Source organism: Streptomyces sp. NPDC037290 (genome assembly GCF_055603245.1).
In genome coordinates, this window is the sequence record NZ_JBVJVZ010000005.1 from 237,384 (window position 1) to 255,856 (window position 18,473).

19 protein-coding genes are annotated in these 18,473 nt (G+C 73.1%); 12 read left to right on the forward strand and 7 right to left on the reverse strand.

The features are described 5' to 3' along the window. Nucleotides 1-21: 21 nt before the first annotated feature. Nucleotides 22-1,422 (reverse strand): zf-HC2 domain-containing protein, encoded by a 1,401-nt coding sequence (locus ACZ7HQ_RS19715; protein WP_470991159.1) that lies wholly within the window; start codon nt 1,420-1,422, stop codon nt 22-24. Continuing rightward, nucleotides 1,419-1,988 (reverse strand): sigma-70 family RNA polymerase sigma factor, encoded by a 570-nt coding sequence (locus ACZ7HQ_RS19720; RefSeq protein ID WP_470991161.1) that lies wholly within the window; start codon nt 1,986-1,988, stop codon nt 1,419-1,421. The genes ACZ7HQ_RS19715 and ACZ7HQ_RS19720 overlap by 4 nt, the downstream gene beginning before the upstream one ends. 342 nt (nt 1,989-2,330) lie before the next feature. Between ACZ7HQ_RS19720 and ACZ7HQ_RS19725 the strand changes: the two genes are divergently transcribed. Beyond that, nucleotides 2,331-2,705: an STAS domain-containing protein gene (locus ACZ7HQ_RS19725; RefSeq protein WP_470991163.1), complete on the forward strand. Its 375-nt coding sequence runs from the start codon at nt 2,331-2,333 to the stop codon at nt 2,703-2,705. Between the two features lie 216 nt (nt 2,706-2,921). Further along, entirely contained in the window at nt 2,922-3,434 is a 513-nt protein-coding gene (locus ACZ7HQ_RS19730) for an EF-hand domain-containing protein (protein WP_470991165.1), read from the forward strand. A 14-nt stretch (nt 3,435-3,448) separates the two neighbouring features. On the opposite strand, the gene ACZ7HQ_RS19735 is transcribed toward ACZ7HQ_RS19730, so the two are convergent. Continuing rightward, complete coding sequence (locus ACZ7HQ_RS19735) at nt 3,449-3,676, reverse strand: hypothetical protein (protein ID WP_470991166.1); 228 nt, start codon at nt 3,674-3,676, stop codon at nt 3,449-3,451. Continuing rightward, nucleotides 3,634-3,873 (reverse strand): hypothetical protein, encoded by a 240-nt coding sequence (locus tag ACZ7HQ_RS19740; protein WP_470991168.1) that lies wholly within the window; start codon nt 3,871-3,873, stop codon nt 3,634-3,636. The genes ACZ7HQ_RS19735 and ACZ7HQ_RS19740 overlap by 43 nt, the downstream gene beginning before the upstream one ends. A 137-nt stretch (nt 3,874-4,010) precedes the next feature. Between ACZ7HQ_RS19740 and ACZ7HQ_RS19745 the strand changes: the two genes are divergently transcribed. Next, on the forward strand, nt 4,011-4,361 hold the full coding sequence (locus tag ACZ7HQ_RS19745) for a hypothetical protein (protein WP_470991170.1): 351 nt from the start codon (nt 4,011-4,013) through the stop codon (nt 4,359-4,361). Here the strand turns inward: ACZ7HQ_RS19745 and ACZ7HQ_RS19750 are convergent. Beyond that, a complete protein-coding gene (locus ACZ7HQ_RS19750) occupies nt 4,312-5,886 on the reverse strand; it encodes a class I adenylate-forming enzyme family protein (RefSeq protein ID WP_470991172.1) in 1,575 nt (524 codons plus the stop codon). The genes ACZ7HQ_RS19745 and ACZ7HQ_RS19750 overlap by 50 nt on opposite strands. Nucleotides 5,887-6,000: 114 nt before the next feature. Here ACZ7HQ_RS19750 and ACZ7HQ_RS19755 point away from each other — a divergent pair, with 114 nt between their 5' ends. From ACZ7HQ_RS19755 to ACZ7HQ_RS19770, 4 genes are all read left to right on the forward strand, one after another. After that, nucleotides 6,001-7,194, forward strand: coding sequence for an amidohydrolase family protein (locus ACZ7HQ_RS19755; protein ID WP_470991174.1), 1,194 nt, complete (start codon nt 6,001-6,003; stop codon nt 7,192-7,194). Continuing rightward, nucleotides 7,194-8,327 carry an acyl-CoA dehydrogenase family protein gene (locus ACZ7HQ_RS19760; RefSeq protein ID WP_470991176.1) on the forward strand — a complete coding sequence of 378 codons (1,134 nt, stop codon included), beginning with the start codon at nt 7,194-7,196 and terminating at the stop codon, nt 8,325-8,327. Before ACZ7HQ_RS19755 ends, ACZ7HQ_RS19760 begins: the two co-directional genes overlap by 1 nt. Before the next feature lie 5 nt (nt 8,328-8,332). Then, complete coding sequence (locus ACZ7HQ_RS19765) at nt 8,333-9,208, forward strand: acyl-CoA dehydrogenase family protein (RefSeq protein WP_470991178.1); 876 nt, start codon at nt 8,333-8,335, stop codon at nt 9,206-9,208. A 550-nt stretch (nt 9,209-9,758) separates the two neighbouring features. Beyond that, on the forward strand, nt 9,759-10,286 hold the full coding sequence (locus tag ACZ7HQ_RS19770) for an ATP-binding protein (RefSeq protein WP_470992224.1): 528 nt from the start codon (nt 9,759-9,761) through the stop codon (nt 10,284-10,286). A gap of 261 nt (nt 10,287-10,547) precedes the next feature. Here the strand turns inward: ACZ7HQ_RS19770 and ACZ7HQ_RS19775 are convergent, their stop codons facing one another. Beyond that, the gene (locus ACZ7HQ_RS19775; RefSeq protein ID WP_470991180.1) at nt 10,548-11,474 is read right to left on the reverse strand and encodes a cyclase family protein; all 927 of its coding nucleotides are present in this window, start codon (nt 11,472-11,474) and stop codon (nt 10,548-10,550) included. Between the two features lie 86 nt (nt 11,475-11,560). Between ACZ7HQ_RS19775 and ACZ7HQ_RS19780 the strand changes: the two genes are divergently transcribed. The 3 genes from ACZ7HQ_RS19780 to ACZ7HQ_RS19790 all read left to right on the forward strand — a co-directional run bounded on the left by ACZ7HQ_RS19780 (nt 11,561) and on the right by ACZ7HQ_RS19790 (nt 14,778). Then, entirely contained in the window at nt 11,561-12,475 is a 915-nt protein-coding gene (locus tag ACZ7HQ_RS19780) for an SDR family NAD(P)-dependent oxidoreductase (protein ID WP_470991182.1), read from the forward strand. Between the two features lie 93 nt (nt 12,476-12,568). Next, nucleotides 12,569-13,717, forward strand: a complete 1,149-nt coding sequence (locus ACZ7HQ_RS19785) for an acyl-CoA dehydrogenase family protein (protein WP_470991184.1) — start codon at nt 12,569-12,571, stop codon at nt 13,715-13,717. Further along, nucleotides 13,717-14,778 carry a Zn-dependent alcohol dehydrogenase gene (locus tag ACZ7HQ_RS19790; RefSeq protein WP_470991186.1) on the forward strand — a complete coding sequence of 354 codons (1,062 nt, stop codon included), beginning with the start codon at nt 13,717-13,719 and terminating at the stop codon, nt 14,776-14,778. Before ACZ7HQ_RS19785 ends, ACZ7HQ_RS19790 begins: the two co-directional genes overlap by 1 nt. Here the strand turns inward: ACZ7HQ_RS19790 and ACZ7HQ_RS19795 are convergent. Then, entirely contained in the window at nt 14,768-15,781 is a 1,014-nt protein-coding gene (locus tag ACZ7HQ_RS19795) for a GlxA family transcriptional regulator (protein ID WP_470991188.1), read from the reverse strand. The two genes, ACZ7HQ_RS19790 and ACZ7HQ_RS19795, sit on opposite strands and share 11 nt — an antisense overlap. Before the next feature lie 71 nt (nt 15,782-15,852). On the opposite strand from ACZ7HQ_RS19795, the gene ACZ7HQ_RS19800 reads away from it, so the two are divergent. Both ACZ7HQ_RS19800 and ACZ7HQ_RS19805 read left to right on the forward strand, forming a co-directional pair. Then, nucleotides 15,853-17,157: an MFS transporter gene (locus tag ACZ7HQ_RS19800; RefSeq protein WP_470991191.1), complete on the forward strand. Its 1,305-nt coding sequence runs from the start codon at nt 15,853-15,855 to the stop codon at nt 17,155-17,157. Nucleotides 17,158-17,259: 102 nt separating this feature from the next. Next, nucleotides 17,260-18,471, forward strand: coding sequence for a methyltransferase (locus ACZ7HQ_RS19805; protein ID WP_470991194.1), 1,212 nt, complete (start codon nt 17,260-17,262; stop codon nt 18,469-18,471). Nucleotides 18,472-18,473: the final 2 nt, after the last annotated feature.

Here is an 18,473-nt window from a genome sequence, read left to right on the forward strand (position 1 = left end):
CGCGCAACCGGCAGCCCGCCCCTACATCCGGCTCAACCCGGCCGTCGCCAGCAGCACCTCCCTGATCGCGTCCCGGTCGCCCACCTGTCCCGCGGCAGCCCCCTCCGGCGACACCCGGCCGGCGGCCAGCCTGCAGAACTCCACGTCGTCCAGCGCCACATGGGCCACCTCCAGGTCCGCGGAGCCCACCGCCGCCGGGGAGTCCAGCGGGATCAGCCACTCGCCGCCCGCCGCACCCTCGATCTCCAGACGGAGACTTCGGCCGGGCTCGCCGGCGAGGCCGAGATGGCGGCCGCGGGCCGGTGACGCCAGCCCGGTCTGTCGCCGCATCGCCAGGGCGGCGGGCAGCATCCGGGCGGCGAAGTCGATCATCTTGTTCAGATGGCGCGGCGCGGGCGGCTGGTACGGGTAGTCCACCGCCTCCGCGATGTCCTCGGCGTGCACCCAGCACTCGAAGGCGCGGTCCAGCATCGCGTCGTGCAGCGGCAGTTCGAAGTCGTCGTAGGACACGGCGAGTCCGCCCGCCTGGCCGCCCGTGAAGGACGCCGTCCGCACCAGGCTGTGGCTCTGCTCCCGCCAGGGGCCCCGCACCGAGCGGGTCGGCGGGAAGTGGGAGGTCTGCCAGTAGGCCTCGGTGCGCCCGGCCGGGCCCGTCGCGTGCCGCTCCGCCACCCCCGCGACCTCGGCCAGTGGGTCGTCGAGGCCGAGCGCGACCGCGACCAGGCCGTCCACGGACAGCAGGTGGGCGATCACGCCGGCCACGGTCGTACGCCGGTTCTGCGCCGCGTCGGCCGCGAACCACCGCAGCCGCACCGGCGCATGCCACTCCGCCTCCCCGAAGTCCTGCAGCAGGGCGTCCAGCCGGGCGGTCTCGGCGTCGTACGGCGCCGCCCACGGGGGCACGGGTATGCGCGGCGGCCGGCGCTCCAGGCAGCTCTCCAGGACGCGGGTGCGCAGTCCGGGGTCCAGGTCGAGGCTCTCCGGCCGGTGCAGCAGGCCGACCGCCTCGCGCAGCCGGCGGGCCTCGTCGGCGCAACTGCCGCACGAGCCCAGGTGGTCCTCGACGGCCGCCGTCTCCGCCGCCGAGCAGGCGGCCAGTGCCCAGGCGCCGAGGAGGGACTTCAGGACGTCGTGCGGGAGGTCGAGCGGCACGGGCGGGGGGCCGGCGAGGTCGGGCAGCGCAAGCCCGCTGTCCTCGACGGAGGCGCGGGGCGTCGGTATGCGCGGCGGGAGTTCCGGCCCGGGTCCGCCGGTGCCGGGCGGCGTCGGCCCCGAGCCACCGCCGGCGCCCTCGCCGCTGTGACCGTGGCCACCCCGGGCGCCCGCGTCCTCGTGTCCCCCGCCGTGCTGCCGGGACTGCCGCTCGCGTGCCTCTCCTTCCTCGTGCCCGTCGGATGCCTCGAACCGTCCCGCTCCGCTCACGCCGCACCTCCGTGTTCCGGCGGTGTCCCGGCGTCGTGGGCGGTGGAGAGCAGTTGCAGGCCGAGGCGGAGCCGGCGGCGCGCCTCGTCCTCGGTGACGCCGAGGTCGGTGGCGGTCTGGCGGTAGTCGCGGCGCTGGAAGTAGGCCAGGTCGAGGGCGCGGCGCAGCGGGGCGGGCATCGAGTGGACGATGTAGTCGGCGCGGGCGGCGACCGAGGCGCGGCGCACCTTGCGCTCCAGCTCCGCCAGGGAGCCGCCGCCCTGTGGCAGTGCCGCGGTCTCGCTGTCGCGCAGCCGCTGCACGGCGAGCCGGTGGGTCACCCCGGCGACCCAGGTGCGCAGCGGGCCCTTTTGGGGGTCGTAGGTCTCGGGGTGCTCCCACAGGTGGGCGAAGACCTCGCGGGTCAGGGTGTCGGCGGCCTTCTCGTCGCCGAGGACGCGGTGGGCGAGGCCGTGCACGAGTGAGGCGAACCGGTCGTACATCTCGCCCAGGGCGGCCGCCTCACCGCGTGCGAGCCGCTGCTGCATCTTGCGGTCCCAGCGGGGCGGTACGTTCTTCGTGGCCATGCGGTCCCCTCCCCTCACCCGTGTCCGGCCCGTCCAGCCTGTCTGCACCGTCTTCCCGAATGTAGTCGGCACCTCTGACAGTGCACGCCCCTTTGTGTCAATGTGCGCCCCGCGAAGCGCCGCTGGTGATAGTGCCCTTTTCACATAACCTTCACACAAGCTGTGCGCATCCCTGATCGAACAGGATCGGTAGTGACCGAAATAAGCGCATTGCTGATCACGGCTAGTTTGCTGCCCGACGTTTCAGGGAACGGCCGCTGGGCAGCCGCGCGGAAGCAAGCGTAGGAACTGCTTCCGTTTCCGGGCGGTTCCGGGAGTTCCGGCGAGCGGAGGGGCAGGGACGTGGCATTCAACGTGACCGGCGTCGAACAGGGCGAGTGGGCCGTGCTCCGGGTGTCCGGGGAACTGGACCTGATGACGTCGCCGGTTTTGCGCCAACGTGTGCACGACGTCGTCGCCGACGGGCACCACAGTCTCGTCGTGGACCTCTCCGACGTGTTCTTCTGCGACTCCAGCGGGGTCGGCGTCCTCATCGCCGCCCGCCGGCTCATCCGCTCCTGCCAGGGCCGGCTCCGGCTCATCCTGCCCGACCGGGGCGCCGACGACGGCTCGCACGTCAACCGGGTCCTCGGTGCGCTCGGCGTGCGCCGGCTCTTCGACGTCCGGCCCGACCTCGCCTCCGCGACGACCGACGAGGCGGACCCGCTCTCCGCGTGAGTGCCGCCGGTGTCCTTCGGCGGTGTTCTTCGGCGGTGTCTTCGCGGCAGAGCCACACAGTTGTCGCAGAATTCCCCCGGTCTTGGCACAACCGCCCCGTTCCCGTCGTCCAACGGCCCCCCGCGTCATACGCTCCCGCCAGGTCAGTCACGCACCCGCACGACGCACCCGTTGGACGTACCCGTACGACGCACAGGTAAGGCGGCCCGAACAGACATGGTCAGCACCGAGTACGAGCGCAGGATCGCCGCCCGGTTCGCCGGCTTCGACCAGGACGGCAACGGCTGGATCGACCGGGAGGACTTCAGCGCGGCGGCCAAGGCGCTCCTCGCCGAGTTCTCCGTGACCGCCCGCTCCGACAAGGGGCAGGCGCTCTACGCCGGCGCGGAGGCGTTCTGGCAGGGCATGGCCGGAATCGCGGACCGGGACGGCGACCAGCGCATCACCCGCGAGGAGTTCGTCACCGGCGCCGTCAAGCGCCTGCGCGACAACCCCGAGCGCTTCGCCGAGATCGCCCGCCCCTTCCTGCACGCGGCCCTCGCGGTCGCCGACACGGACGCCGACGGCCGCATCACACTCGCCGACACGGCCCGCGTCCTGCGGGTCCTGCACGTCCCGGCCGACATCGCCGACACCGTCGCCGCCGCCCTCGACACCGACACCGACGGCACCATCACCGAACCCGACGTCATCCCGGCCTTCGCCCGGTACTTCACGGTGCCGGAGTAGCACACGGCCGCCGGTCAGCCCAGGTCCGGTTCGAAGTCCCAGTACGGCCGCCGGCGTGAGCGGGCGTCCACGGCCCGCCAGTGGTCCGAGCCCAGCGTGCGGCACAGGGCGTCCACGGCGTCCGTCTCCAGCCCGCCGGCCTCGTCGTCCCCGCGCGCGGCGCGCAGGTCGGCGGCGAGCCCCATCTGGCAGGACAGCGTCAGCGGATGCTCCCCGCCGAGCGCGGCCCGGGCGGCCGGCAAGGCTCCCGGCCCAGCTGGACGGCGTCCGGGACACGGCCGACGGCGTTGAGCGCCCTCAACACCGCCGGCTCGGCCTCGGTGGTCCGCCGGTCGGCCGCCGCCTGCACGAGCGCCTGTCGTTCCGCCTCCCCCGCGGCGAAACACTCCCGGGACTCCTGCAGCGCCGCGGCCATGACGTCGGCCTGTGTCCGGGCCACCCTCTTCTCGCGCAGCGCGGTGGCCAGTTCGTCCTCCGGGCGCTGTCCTCCCCGGCACGGCTGCTGGTCGCCCGCCGCTCAGGTAACGGCTCACGCTGCTCGCGGTGCAGGGCCGGCTGACGCAGTAGCTGCGCACGGTGGTCGAGAGCACCACGAAACACCGGCGCAGTTCCTCGGCCAGGGCCCGGCGGTCCCCCACGACGTGGCCGGGGATCGGTTTCAACGCGAGCGCCGCGGCCGCCGCGCCGGGCGTGCCGTCGGCGGGCAGCAGCTCCCCCGACAGCGGCTCCTCGTCCCTGCCCGCGTCCTTGGTGCAACACGGCGGTGGCACACCGGAGTTGAGCCGTCGCCCGTTCGCTTCGGCTCCGGAGACCATGAACCGCAAGGACTTCCACAAGGCGGCGCTCGCCCTGCCGGGCGCGGCCGTCTCCGGTGCCGTCAGGGCCGTCGTCTCCTGGCTGCTGCGCGAGGAGACGAAGGGGTCGTGACCGGGTCGGCGGAGTCCTCGGGACCCCGCTGGGAGAACCGCTCCCGGAGCTTGTACTTCAGCACCTTCCGCAGGGTGTCGTTCCGGGGCAGCGCCTCCACCACCTCCAGCCGCTCGGGAAGTTTGTGCACCGAGAGGCCCGCCGAGCGCAGGTGCGAGACCACCGTCGCCAAGGTCAGCCCGGGCGTGCCCGGCGGCTGTTCCACCACCGCGCAGACCAGCTCCCCGCGTTCGGCGTCCGGCAGGCCGATCACCGCCACGTCGGCGACCGACGGGTGGGCGGCGAGCAGGTCCTCGATCTCCCTGGCCGAGATGTTCTCGCCCTTGCGGATGATCACGTCCTTCAGGCGGCCGGTGAGGACCAGGTGGCCCGAGTCCGTGACCCGGCCCAGGTCGCCGGTGCGCAGGAAGCCGTCGGGGTCGAACGCGGTGGCCGTCTGCGCGGGATCCAGATAGCCCCGGCAGACGGCCTCGCCGCGCAGGCGCACCTCGCCGTCGACGATCCGGACCTCCATGCCGGACGGCGGGCGGCCCTCGGTGGTGGCCAGGTTCTCCGGGGTGTCCCGGGGATCGCCCATGGTGATCATCGGGACCTCGGTCATGCCGTAGCCGTGGGTGAGCTGGACGCCCATCTCGCGGACCACCGCGTGGTAGACCTCCGGCGGCTTGGGTGCGCCGCCGCCCGCGAGCAGGCGCAGGGAGGGGATCACCTTCGAGCCCGGCTGCTTGCGCTGTTCGGCCAGGAACATGGAGTAGAAGGCGGTGGAGCCGCCGGCCACCGTCACCCGGTGCCGCCGGTACTCCGCAAGGGCGTCCGGCAGTGCGAAGTGCTCGAACATCACCGCGGGAAAGCCGTACAGCAGCAGCATCACCGTGTAGTCGGGGCCCGCTATGTGGGCGTACGGGAAGGCCATCGAGCCGACGTCGTCCGGGGTCAGGCGCAGGGCGTGGGCGAGGCAGGAGCCGCCGGCGATGAGGGAGCGGTCGGTGTGCAGCACGCCCTTGGGGTCGGAGGTGGTGCCCGAGGTCCAGTAGATCCAGCGGACCGAGGTGCCCTCGGCGGGCGGGGCGGGGAGCGTCGACGGGTCGCCGTCGGGGAGGGTGCCGTACGCCTCGAAGACGCCCTTCGCGCCGAGCCGTCGAGCCATCTCCGTGTGGTCGTGGCCCCGCCACACGCCGGGAACCGCGAAGAACTCCGCCTTCGACTCCCTCAGCGCGAAGCCGACCTCGCGGTCCCGGTAGAAGGGGATCACCGGGGACTGTACGGCGCCCAGGCGGGCCAGCGCGAAGGACAGCAGGGCCGTCTCGATGCGGGTGGGCAGCTGCCAGGCGACCACCGTGCCGGGGCGCACGCCCATGCCGTACAGGCCGGCCGCCACCCGCTCGGCACGCGCGCGCAGCTCACCGAAGGTGAGGGTGCGGTCCTCCTGGAGCAGGACCGGGCGGTCGGGGGTGAGGGCGGCGCGGCGGGCGACCAGGTCCCACAGCGTGCGGGCGGAGCTCAGGGACTGCGGGGTGTCGTGCACGGGTGCCCCCTGACCGACTTGGCTGACGAACCGTCAGCTGTCATGCTATCTGACGGGTCATCAGATAAGTAGTCGTCCGGACCCTGTCCGACGGAGGGGAACGCGAGGGGAACCATGACCGAACTGCCCCGCATCATCAGCGTCGACGACCATGTGATCGAGCCCGCCCACCTCTTCGAGACCTGGCTGCCGGCCAGGTACCGGGACCGGGGGCCCAAACCGCTGACCGCCGGGATCGGCGAGCTGGCCTACGTCGGCGGCAAGTACCAGATCACCATGGACCCGGAGGGCCAGCCGACGGACTGGTGGATCTACGAGGACCTGAAGTTCCCCTACAAGCGCAACATCGCCGCCGTCGGCTTCGACCGGGACGAGATGACGCTGGAGGGCATCACCAGGGAGCAGATGCGACGCGGCTGCTGGGACCCGAAGGCGCGCCTCGCGGACATGGACCTCAACCACGTCGAGGCCAGCCTCTGCTTCCCGACCTTCCCCCGCTTCTGCGGGCAGACCTTCGCCGAGGCCCACGACAAGGAGGTCGCCCTCGCCTGTGTGCGCGCCTACAACGACTGGATGGTGGAGGAGTGGTGCGGGGACAGCGGCGGCCGGCTCATCCCGCTGTGCCTGATCCCCCTGTGGGACGTGGAGCTGGCGGTCGCGGAGATCCGGCGCAACGCCGCGCGCGGGGTGCGGGCCGTCACCTTCTCCGAGATCCCCACCCACCTCGGGCTGCCCTCCATCCACTCCGGCTACTGGGACCCGTTCTTCGCCGTCTGCCAGGAGACGGGCACGGTCGTCAACATGCACATCGGCAGCAGCTCGCAGATGCCCGCCGCCTCCCCGGACGCCCCGCCCGCCGTCCAGGCCTCGCTCAGCTTCAACAACGCGATGGCCTCGATGATGGACTACCTCTTCAGCGGGGTCCTGGTGAAGTTCCCCCGGCTCACCCTCGCCTACTCCGAGGGGCAGATGGGCTGGATCCCCTACGCCCTGGAACGCGCCGACGACGTGTGGGAGGAGCACCGCGCCTGGGGCGGGGTCAGGGACCTGATCCCCGAGCCGCCGTCGACGTACTACTACCGGCAGGTCTTCTGCTGCTTCTTCCGCGACAGGCACGGTGTCGCCTCGCTGGACGTGGTGGGGAGGGACAACGCCACCTTCGAGACCGACTACCCGCACGTCGACTCGACCTTCCCGCACACCAAGGAGGTCGCCCTCGACCATGTGAAGGGCCTGGACGACGAGACGGTCCACAAGCTGATGCGGGGCAACGCGATCCGCATGCTCGGCCTGGACCTGGACCGCTAGTGGACCTGTCCCGCACGCCCGAGGAGGAGGAGTTCCGGGCGAGGCTGAGGGAGTGGCTCGGCAAGGTGCTGCCCACGCTTCCGGCGAAGCCGTCGCCGGACGACTGGCCCGGACGCAGGGCGTACGACCTCGGCTGGCAGCGGATGCTGTACGACGCCGGGTACGCCGACGTGCACTGGGACGCCTCGCCGACCCGTCGGCTGATCTTCCTGGAGGAGACGGAGAAGGCGGGCGCACCCTACGTGGGCGCGAACTTCGTCGGGCTGCTGCACGCCGGCCCGACCATCGCGGCCGAAGGCACCGTGGAGCAGCGGGCGCGCTGGCTGGCGCCGATCCTGCGCGGCGAGGAGGTGTGGTGCCAGGGGTTCAGCGAACCGGGCGCCGGCTCCGACCTCGCCGCGCTGCGCACGCGCGCGTGGCGCGACGGCGACGACTACGTGGTCACCGGGTCCAAGATCTGGACCTCCCATGCCGAGGTCGCCGACTGGTGCGAACTGCTGGTCCGTACGGACCCCCGGGCGCCCAGGCACCGGGGGATCACCTGGCTGGCGATGCCCATGGACGCTCCGGGCGTCACCGTGCGGCCGCTGCGCACGCTCGCGGGGTCGGCGGAGTTCGCCGAGGTGTTCCTGGACGAGGTCCGGGTGCCGGTGGCCAACCGGGTGGGCGCGGAGAACGACGGCTGGCGCGTGACCATGGTGACCCTGTCCTTCGAACGCGGCACGGCCTTCGTCGGCGAGGTCGTCGCCTGCCGCCGGGTGCTGCGCGAACTCGCCCGGGCCGCCCGGGAGAACGGACGCTGGGACGACCCCGTGCTGCGGCGCCGGCTCGGGCGGCTGGAGGCGGAGTTCCGGGCGCTGTGGCGGCTGACCCAGTGGAACGTGAGCGAGGCGGAGGCGAGCGGGGGAGTGCCGGGCGTCGGCGGCTCGGTCTTCAAACTCCGCTACTCGCACGCCCGCCAGGAGCTGTACGACACCGCGGCCGGCGTGCTCGGCCCGGACGCCCTCGACCTGGACCGGGCCTGGGTCCTCGACCGCCTGTCGTCCCTGTCGTACACGATCGCCGCCGGCACCTCGCAGATCCAGCGCAACATCGTGGCGGAGCGGATCCTCGGTCTGCCGAAGGGGAGATGAGGAGCATGCGTTTCCAACTCAGCCAGGACCAGCAGGCGTTGAAGTCAGGCGTGCGGGAGTTGCTGGACCGGCGCTTCGGGCGGGAGGCGCTGCGTGCGGCCGTCGACGCGCCGGGGCGGCTCGACCGGGCGCTGTGGCGGGCGCTCGGCGAGGCCGGCTTCTTCGCCCTGCGGCTGCCCGAGGCGGACGGCGGGGTCGGACTGGGCCTGCCGGAAGCGGTGCTGGCCTTCGAGGAGGCGGGCCGTGCCCTGCTCCCGGGCCCGCTCGTGGCCACCCACCTCGCAGCCGGAACCGTCCCGGGCGCCGCCACCGGCGAGACGGTCGTGACGGCTGTGGACGGGGGGCTGGTGGAGTGGCTGGACGCGGCGGACGTGGTGCGGGGCGAGTCGGCCGGAGCCGTACCACTGCGATCGCTGGACCCGCTCACGCCCCTGCACCGGGTTCCCGCCGCCGCGGCACCCGCCGGTGGTCGTGTCCTGGCCACCCTCCTCACCGCCGCGGAACAGCTCGGCACCGCCGTGCGCGTACAGGAGCTCGCCGTGCAACACGCCCGCACCCGTGAGCAGTTCGGCCGGCCCGTCGGCGCCTTCCAAGCGGTCAAGCACCTGTGCGCGGACCTGCTGGTGCGAACGGAGACCGCCCGCGTCGCCGTCTACGCGGCCGCCGTCACCGCCGACCCGGCGGACGTCGCCGCCGCCCGGCTGCTCGCCGACGAGGCCGCCGTGCGCGGTGCCCGTGACTGCCTCCAGGTGCACGGCGGCATGGGGTTCACCTGGGAGGCGGACGTGCACCTGTATCTCAAGCGGGCCTGGGTGCGGGCCCAGCGTGGCGGCGGGGGTACGGAGAGTGAGGAGTTCCTCGCCGCTCGACTGGCGGCCTGAGTGGCCGTCGACGCCCTGGGCTGCGTCGACGGAAAAGCCTTGGCCCAAGATGTCGCGGATCGTGGCACGTCGGTGTCACGGAGCGTCGATACCGGGTTGTGTCCATTCCGGGACTCGTCGCATCCCGGAGTCGCGTGTCCGCTCCGGTACCTTGTGTGGGATGCGAGTGGCTGTGAGCACGAGCCGGGCCGGCGATGCCCCTGGGGCGATGCCGGGTCGCGCGGTGCGCGCCGCTGCTCGCGGGGCGGTTGTGGCTGCGGCCGACGCCCGTTCGACTCCCCGGGACGAGCGTCGCACAGTATGCCTCGGGCGTACTCCTTCGCGCTGGAATATGCCCGAAGCGCTTGTTGGGGTGACTGTACGTCAACCATGCTGTCGCGTAAGGGACTCACGTTCCGTGACCCTTGCTCTGGCCGTTGTTCTGGCCATGCAGAAAATGGCTACGATCGTGGCCCTCCTGACCGTCGCCGCGGCATCGTCCGCGGCGGCTGCTCGGCGTGGGGTCATGTGTCCGCCGGTTCGGATGGTGTGAGCGGTGCAGGTGCTTCAAGTGCAGCTGGAGATCCGGCCCGACCCCACGGAGGTGGGCCGGGCGCGGAGATGGGCCCGCTCCCGGCTCGCGGGCCTCGGGATAGAGGCCGACGAGCCGCTGGCCGAGACCCTGATCCTGCTCGTCTCCGAGCTGGTGACCAACGCCGTGGTGCACACCGGTCACACGGCCGTGCTGCGGCTCTCCCTGCCAGGTGCGGCGGACGGGCCGGCCGGCACGCCCGAGGTGACGGACCGGGTCGAGACGGCGGACGGCTCCGAGACGCCCGCGGCGGCCACGGTGCGCGTCGAGGTGGCCGACCGCTCCTCGCGCGCCCCGGTGCCGCGCTGCGCCGGCAGTGACGCCACCGGCGGCCGTGGCCTGGCCCTCGTGGACTGCCTGGCGGATCGCTGGGGCTGGAGCCCGGAAGGTGCCGGCAAGAGCATCTGGTGCGAACTGGACCGCTGTTCGCAGCCCGGAGAGAGCGCAGCGATGGCGTACGGGGGCGGACTGTCCGCGTACGAGGGTCTCGCCTTCGAGGCGGTGTAGCGCCCGGAGTGGTGGTGCGCCGGGGATGCATCCGTGCGCGGGTGCCGTGAACAGGGCGTACGTAACAAATCCCCGTACCGGCGTTGACGACCCGTGAGCACCTGATCACGCTGGTGGGCGACGATTCGCCGCGAGGGGACGGCGAGGGCCTGGGTGACGGCGGCCCTCGCCGAGTGTGGGTCGCACCCGGTGGGCGGCGCGCGCGTGACCGTGGGGGAGGCGCGCCGCCGGCCGGTCCGTCAGGGTCTCCTGCCGCGCTGGTCAGAGGATGGCGACCGGTGCCACGGGCGTCCCCGTCGCGCCGACGAACGGCTCGGGCATCGCCGACAGCAGGAACGCGTACCGCCCCGTTTCTCCACAGGCTGTGGACAACTCTTCGAGATTCCAGTTCTGGCCCTGGAGCATGCCCATCTCCACCAGGTCCAGGGCGTGCACCGGCAGCCAGAGATTCTCCGTCTCGGGCGGAAACATCTCAAACGTGAGCGTGTCGTTCGCGACCGCCGCCACATCGCGCGCGTGGAACCACTCCGGCGTACGGAGCGACAGCCCCGGTGAGGGGTAGCCGTACCCATGCTTGTCCCCGGCCAGATACACCTGCACCTGCCCGGTGCGGACGAGCACGATGTCCCCGGCCCGCACCCGCACCCCGCCGAACTCCTCCGCCGTCTCCAGATCCTCCGGCGTGACCGCGTGGTCCCCCGCCAGGCGGTCCACGCCCCGCGCCCGCGCCACGTCCAGCAACACCCCGCGCGAGACGATGTGCCGCGCCTTGTCGATCCCCCCGAACCCGGCACCGCCGTGCGCGGTGACCGAGTGCGCCGGGCGGCCGTTGTAGAGCTTCCCCGAGTGCGAGACATGGGTGAGGGCGTCCCAGTGGGTGCCCGCCTGCAGGCCCATGGTCACCGCGTCGTCGCTGCACGCCACCGTGCCCGGCCCGAACAGCTCCTGGTTGATCTGGATCATGGTGTGGAGCGGGTTGACGCGGCCGGGGATCATGCCGGTCTGCACCCCGTCCTGCTGCAGCGGGAGCGCGAGGGGGACCCGGCGGCCGGTGCGGATCCCGGCCGCGGCCCGGCGTACGACCTCGTCCGTGATCAGGTTCAGCGTGCCGATCTCGTCGTCGGGCCCCCAGCGCCCCCAGTTGTTCACGCGCCGCGCGATCTCGTGGAACTCCTTGGGCAGTGCCATCCGGTGCCTCCCCGGGGCTTGTGTCCGCGCGACCGACGCGCCATAGAATCTAACGGACCGTCAGAAACCGCGGGAAGGGGCCGGGCGTGGGGAACTTCTTGGCAGGAAAGGCCGTCGCCGTGACGGGCGCCGGACGCGGCATCGGCCGGGCGGTCGCGCTGGCCGCCGCCGCCGAAGGGGCGAAGGTCGTGGTCAACGACTACGGCGTCGCCGTGGACGGCGCCTCGCCCACCAGCGAGGTCGCCGAGGCGGTCGTCAAGGAGATCGAGGCGGCGGGCGGCGAGGCGGTCGCGGTCGCCGACGACATCTCCACGATGGCGGGCGGGCAGCGGGTCGTCGACACGGCCGTGTCGGCGTACGGCCGGCTGGACGGGGTCGTGTGCGTGGCCGGGATCCTGCGCGAACGCATGCTGTTCAACATGACCGAGGAGGAGTGGGACCCGGTGGTCGCCACCCACCTCAAGGGCACCTTCACCGTCTTCCGGGCGGCGTCCGCGGTGATGCGCGGGCAGCGCTCCGGCACGCTGATCGGGTTCACCAGCGGCAACCACCAGGGGTCGGTGTCCCAGGCCAACTACAGCGCGGCCAAGGGCGGGATCATCTCGCTCGTGCGGAGCGCGGCGCTGGGCCTGCACAAGTACGGCGTGACCGCGAACGCGGTGGCACCGGTGGCCCGTACGCGGATGTCGGCGAACGTCCCCATGGAGCTGACGGAGATCGGCGAGCCGGAGGACGTGGCCGCGCTGGTCGTGTACCTGCTCTCCGACGGGGCCGCCGCGCAGGGCGTCACCGGACAGGTGTACACCGTCGCGGGGCCGAAGATCGCGGTGTGGGCCCAGCCGCGTGAACTGCGGTCGGTCTACGGGGAGGGGCCCTGGACGCCCGGGCGGATCGCCGAGGTGCTGCCGGGGTCCGTGGGGGTGGACCCGATGCCGATGCTGTCCCAGCTCCTGGCCATGGAAGAGGCGGCGCGGAGCGGTACTCGGCCGAACGCCCAGTAGCTCGGAGGCGTTCCAGTCCGGCGGCCGCGGGTCGTTGTGGTCGCTCGCGCAGTTCCCCGCGCCCCTTCCGGGCGCTCGAGCCGAGGGGGTTTCATGGATTTCGGGTTCAGCCAAGAGGACGAGGAGTTCCGCACCGAGGTCCGGGCCTGGCTGGCCGGCAACGCCGCCCCGGCAACGGACCGCCGTACCTGGGAACGCACCCTCGGCCGATCCGGCTGGATAGGCCTCGGCTGGCAGGAGACGGGATACGGCAACCGTACGGCCGGCCTCACGCAGCAGGTCGTGTGGGCCGAGGAGTACGCCCGGTCGCCCGCGCCCCCGCGCTCCGGGCACATCGGGGAGAACCTGCTCGCCCCCACCCTCATCGCCCACGGCACCGCGGAGCAGAAGTCCCGTTTCCTGCCCCCGATCGCGGCCGGCGAGGAACTGTGGTGCCAGGGCTACAGCGAGCCCGGCGCCGGCTCCGACCTGGCCGGGGTGCGCACCGCGGCGGTCCGGGACGGCGACCGCTACCGGATCACCGGCCAGAAGATCTGGACCTCCCTCGCCCACGAGGCCGACTGGTGCTTCGTGCTGGCCCGCACCGACCCGGACTCCCGCCGCCACCAGGGGCTCAGCTTCCTGCTCGTCCCCATGGACCAGCCCGGCCGGATCGAGATCCGCCCCATCCGGCAGATGACCGGCACCAGCGACTTCAACGAGGTCTTCTTCGACGGGGCGTACGCGCGCGTGGAGCACGTCGTCGGGTCGGAGGGCCGCGGCTGGGAGGTGGCGATGAGCCTGCTCGGGTTCGAGCGGGGGGTGTCGACGCTCGCCCAGCAGATCGGGTTCGCCGAGGAACTGGCCGGTGTCGTCCGCGCGGCCGTGGCGAGCGGCGCGGTGCGCGATCCCGTCGTACGGGCGCGGCTCGTGCGGCAGTGGGCCGAGCTGTGGACCATGCGCCGGCACGCGCTGCGCACCCTCGGCGGACCGGCCGGCCCGGGCGCGCCCAGCGTGGCCAAGCTGCTGTGGGGCGGCTGGCACCAGCGGCTGGGGGAGCTGGCCGTACAGGTGCGCGGGGCGCGGGCCGCCGTCGGCCCCGCGGACTGGTCGCCCTCGGCGCCGTACGAACTCGACGCGGACCAGCACCTGTTCCTCTTCTCCCGGGCCGACACGATCTACGGCGGCTCGGACCAGATCCAGCGCACGATCATCGCCGAGCGCGTGCTCGGTCTGCCCAGAGAGCCCAAGGGGGCCGTGTGATGCGTGGTGTGGTGTTCGACGGCAAGCGGGTCGAGGTCGTGGACGACCTGGCCGTGCGGGAGCCGGGGCCCGGTGAGGTGCTGGTCGCCGTCGCGGCGGCCGGGCTGTGCCACAGCGACCTGTCCGTGGTGGACGGCACCATTCCCTTCCCGGTGCCGGTGGTGCTGGGACACGAGGGCGCCGGGGTGGTCGAGGCGGTCGGCGCGGCCGTCACCCATGTCGCGCCCGGCGACCATGTGGCGCTGTCCACGCTCGCCAACTGCGGCACGTGCGCGGACTGCGACCGGGGCCGGCCGACGATGTGCCGGCAGGCGATCGGGCGGCCCGGGAAGCCGTTCACGCGGGGCACGGCGGGCACGTCAGGGCTGGTCCACCAGTTCGCCTCCAACTCGGCGTTCGCGGAACGCACGGTCGTCAGGGCCGTGCAGGCGGTACGGATCCCGGAGGACGTCCCCCTGGCGTCGGCCGCGCTGATCGGGTGCGGGGTGCTGACGGGCGTGGGGGCCGTGCTGAACCGGGCGCGGGTGGACCGGGGCGACAGCGTCGTCGTCATCGGGACCGGCGGCATCGGTCTGAACGTGCTGCAGGGGGCGCGGCTCGCGGGAGCGCTCAGGATCGTCGCCGTGGACGCCAACCCCGCCAAGGAGGAGGTGGCCCGGCAGTTCGGCGCCACCGACTTCCTGACCTCCGTGGAGGGCGTGCGGGACATCCTGCCCACGGGCGCCGACCACGCCTTCGAGTGTGTCGGCCGGGTGGAACTGATCCGGCAGGCGATCGACCTCCTGGACCGGCACGGGCAGGCGATCCTGCTCGGCGTCCCCCCGGCCACGGCCGAGGCGTCCTTCCTCGTCTCCTCCCTCTACCTGGACAAGTCAGTCCTCGGCTGCCGCTACGGCTCCTCGCGCCCCCAGCGGGACATCGCCCTGTACGCCGGGCTGTACCGCCAAGGCCGCCTGCTGCTCGACGAGTTGGTGACCGCGGTGTATCCGGTGGAGGACTTCGAGAAGGCGCGGCAGGACGCGGAGGCGGGGCGGGTGGCGCGGGCCGTGCTCACGTTCTGACGCCGGTCCGGAACGTCCTGCGATAGGCGGTCGGCGTCACGCCGAGCGCCTGCTGCAGGTGCTGGCGCATCGACTGGGCCGTGCCGAAGCCCGCCTCGCGGGCCAGCTGGTCCATGGACAGGTCGGTGGTCTCCAGCAGGTGCCGGGCGCGCTCGACGCGCTGCTGGGTGAGCCACTGGCCGGGACTGACCCCGACCTCCTCGCGGAACCGGCGGGTGAAGGTGCGTACCGACATGGCCTCCTGCCCGGCCATGTCCCGCAGCTGGATGGGCTCGTGCAGCCGGCCCAGCGCCCAGGCGCGGGCGGTGGTCGTCGTGGACAGCTGCGGGTCCGGGACCGGGCGCTCGATGTACTGGGCCTGCCCGCCGTCGCGGTGCGGCGGTACGACCGTGCGCCGGGCGACGTCGTTGGCGACGGCCGTACCGAAGTCGCCGCGCACCATGTGCAGGCACAGGTCGATGCCGGCGGCGACCCCGGCCGAGGTGAGGACGTCACCGTCGTCGATGAACAGCACGTCGGGGTCCACCTTGATCTTCGGGAACAGCCGCTGGAAGCGCTCCGCGTCGGCCCAGTGCGTGGTCGCCGGGCGGCCGTCGAGGTGTCCGGCGGCGGCGAGGACGTAGACGCCGGTGCAGATGGAGGCGAGTCGGGTGCCGGGGCGGATGCGGGCGAGGGCGGCGGCGAGCTCGGCGGTGAGCCGGCCCTCCTCGAAGACCGGGCCCAGTTCGTACGACGCCGGGACGATCACCGTGTCGGCCTCGGCGAGCGCCTCCGGGCCGTGGGCGACGTGGATGGCGAAGTCGGCGTCGGTCTCCACCGGGCCGGGCGGCCGTACCGAGCAGGTCACGACCTCGTACAGGTGCCGGCCCCGTTCGTCCTTCGGGCGGCCGAAGATGCGGTGCGGGATGCCCAGCTCGAAGGGGAGCAGGCCGTCGAGGGCGAGGACGGCGACCCGGTGCGGGCGGAACCCGTCGGCGGCGCTCACGGCTCGATCGACAGTCATGGCCCGATCCTAGCGAATGCTGACCTACGGGCCACTCGATGCGCGCTCATGGAGAAAGGAGGCTGAATGACGTGACTCAGACAAGCCCCGCCGCAGCCCCCGTCCAGGCCCCGCCCGCCCGGCGCCGCCGCGTGCACCGCGCCTGGTTCGTCGCCGCCGTCACCTTCGTCACGATCATCGGCGCGGCCGCCTTCCGTTCCCTGCCCGGCCTGCTCATCGATCCGCTGCACCAGGAGTTCGGCTGGTCGCGCGGCACGATCGGCGCGGCCGTCTCCCTCAACCTCGCGCTCTACGGCCTCACCGCCCCCTTCGCGGCCGCGCTGATGGACCGCTTCGGCATCCGCCGGGTGGTCGCCGGCGCGCTGACCGTGATCGCCGCCGGCTCCGGCCTCACCGTGTGGATGACGGCGGCCTGGCAGCTGTGGCTGTGCTGGGGCCTGCTGGTGGGCCTGGGGTCGGGTTCGATGGCCCTCGCGTTCGCCGCGACGGTCACCAACCGCTGGTTCACCGAGCGCCGCGGCCTGGTCAGCGGCATCCTCACCGCCGCGTCCGCCTCCGGCCAGCTGATCTTCCTGCCGGTGCTGTCCTGGCTGACCGAGCACCACGGCTGGCGCCCGGCCGCCGTGACGGTCGCCCTGGCCGCCCTCGCCGTCGTCCCCTTCGTGTGGATCCTGCTGCGCGACCACCCGGCCGACATCGGCCAGAGGCCTTACGGCGCACGGGAGTTCATACCCAAGCCCGCGCCGGTCACGGGCGCCGCCCGCCGCACCCTGAAGGTGCTCTCGTCCTCCGCCCGCACCGGGACCTTCTGGCTGCTCGCCGGCACCTTCGCGATCTGCGGCGCCTCCACCAACGGCCTGGTCCAGACCCACTTCGTGCCCGCCGAGCACGACCACGGCATGCCCGTCACGACGGCGGCCTCGCTGCTCGCGGTGGTGGGCGTGTTCGACGTGGCCGGCACGATCGCCTCCGGCTGGTTCACCGACCGCTTCGAACCGCGCCGCCTGCTGGCGGTGTACTACGCCCTGCGGGGCGTCTCCCTGGTCTTCCTCCCCATGCTCCTCGGCCCCGCGGTCCACCCCCCGATGCTCTTCTTCATCGTCTTCTACGGCCTCGACTGGGTGGCGACCGTGCCGCCGACGCTGGCCCTGTGCCGCGAGCAGTACGGCGAGGACAGCGCCATCGTCTTCGGCTGGGTGCTCGCCTCCCACCAGGTCGGCGCGGCCCTCGTCGCCTATCTCGGCGGCCTCGCCCGCGACGTCTTCGGCTCCTACGACCTCGTCTGGTACGCCTCCGGCACGCTGTGCGCGGCGGCGGCCCTGATGTCCCTGGTGATCCGCCGCAGCCCGGTCGCGCTCGCGCCGGCCGTATCCTGAAGGCAGGCTTGCAGAAAGGGAAGTTGATGACACTCGGCATGGTCCTCGGCGACGCGTTCCTCGTGCCCGCCCACGCAGGAACACACCCCCGAGGAGCATGCCGTGTCCCTGGTCCACCGGACCGACAGCGAACCCTTTTCCGCCCGCTGGCACTCTGAGAGCGGATTCCCGCCGCCCCGCCGGCTGATCGTCGCGGACAACCGCATCCGCGCCACCACCGCGTACCGCCACGCCTGTGAGGGCACGGCGCTGCTGTGGCGGGGCGACTACCACGGCGCCCGCCACCTGCTGGCCGCGCTGTCCCGCCGCATCGACCGCAAGGCACCGGGGCCGGCGCCCACACCGGCCGGGACCGCACCCGGACCGTCACCCTCGCGGGCCGCCGCCTTCCACCGCCACCGCCGGTTCCGCGCCCACCGGGCCCGGACCCTCGGCCGCCTGCTGGTCCTCCTGGAAGCGGACCACAGCCTCGCCCTGCGCCGCGCCCCCGACGTCCGCCGCGCCTGCGCCGACGCCTACGGCGCGCCCGACGGCCCCACCCTCGTCCCACTCCGGGAACTGCTGGGCGTGCTGGGCGCGAGCCAGTGGCGCGAGAAGGGCGTCCCCGTCCCGGCCCTCGGCGCAGGCGCCCGAATCCACCCGCACTACGGTGTCTTCGCCCCCGTACGCGGCGAATACGTCGACCTCGTCACCGAGGCACCGCTGCCCGCAGCCGCTACGGCAACCGACGCCGGCTGTGCGGTGTCCGGCAGGTGCGTCAGCCCGAACGCGCCGCGCGGTACCGCCTTCGACCTGGGCACCGGCACCGGTGTGCTGGCCGCCGTGCTGGCCCGGCGCGGCGTGCGCCGGGTCATCGCGACCGACCTCAGCCCACGGGCCCGCGCCTGTGCCACGGACAACCTCACCCGCCTCGGCCTCACGGACCGGGTCACGGTCACCGGCCCGGACCTGTACCCGCCCGGCCGGGCCGCGCTGGTCGTCTGCAACCCGCCCTGGCTCCCGGCGCGCCCCGCCTCCACCCTCGACCAGGGCGTCTACGACCCCGGCGGCGCCATGCTGCACGCCTTCCTCGCGGGCCTGCCCGCACATCTGGAACCCGGCGGCGAGGGCTGGCTGATCCTCTCCGACCTGGCCGAACACCTGGGCCTGCGCACCCGCGCCGAGCTGCTCGGGGCGATCGAGGAGGCGGGCCTGAGAGTGCTGGCCCGCACGGACACCCGCCCCCGCCACCCCCGCGCGACCGACCCGAACGACCCCCTGCACCCGGCCCGCGCGAGGGAGGTGACATCACTGTGGCGCCTGGCGCCGCGCTGACC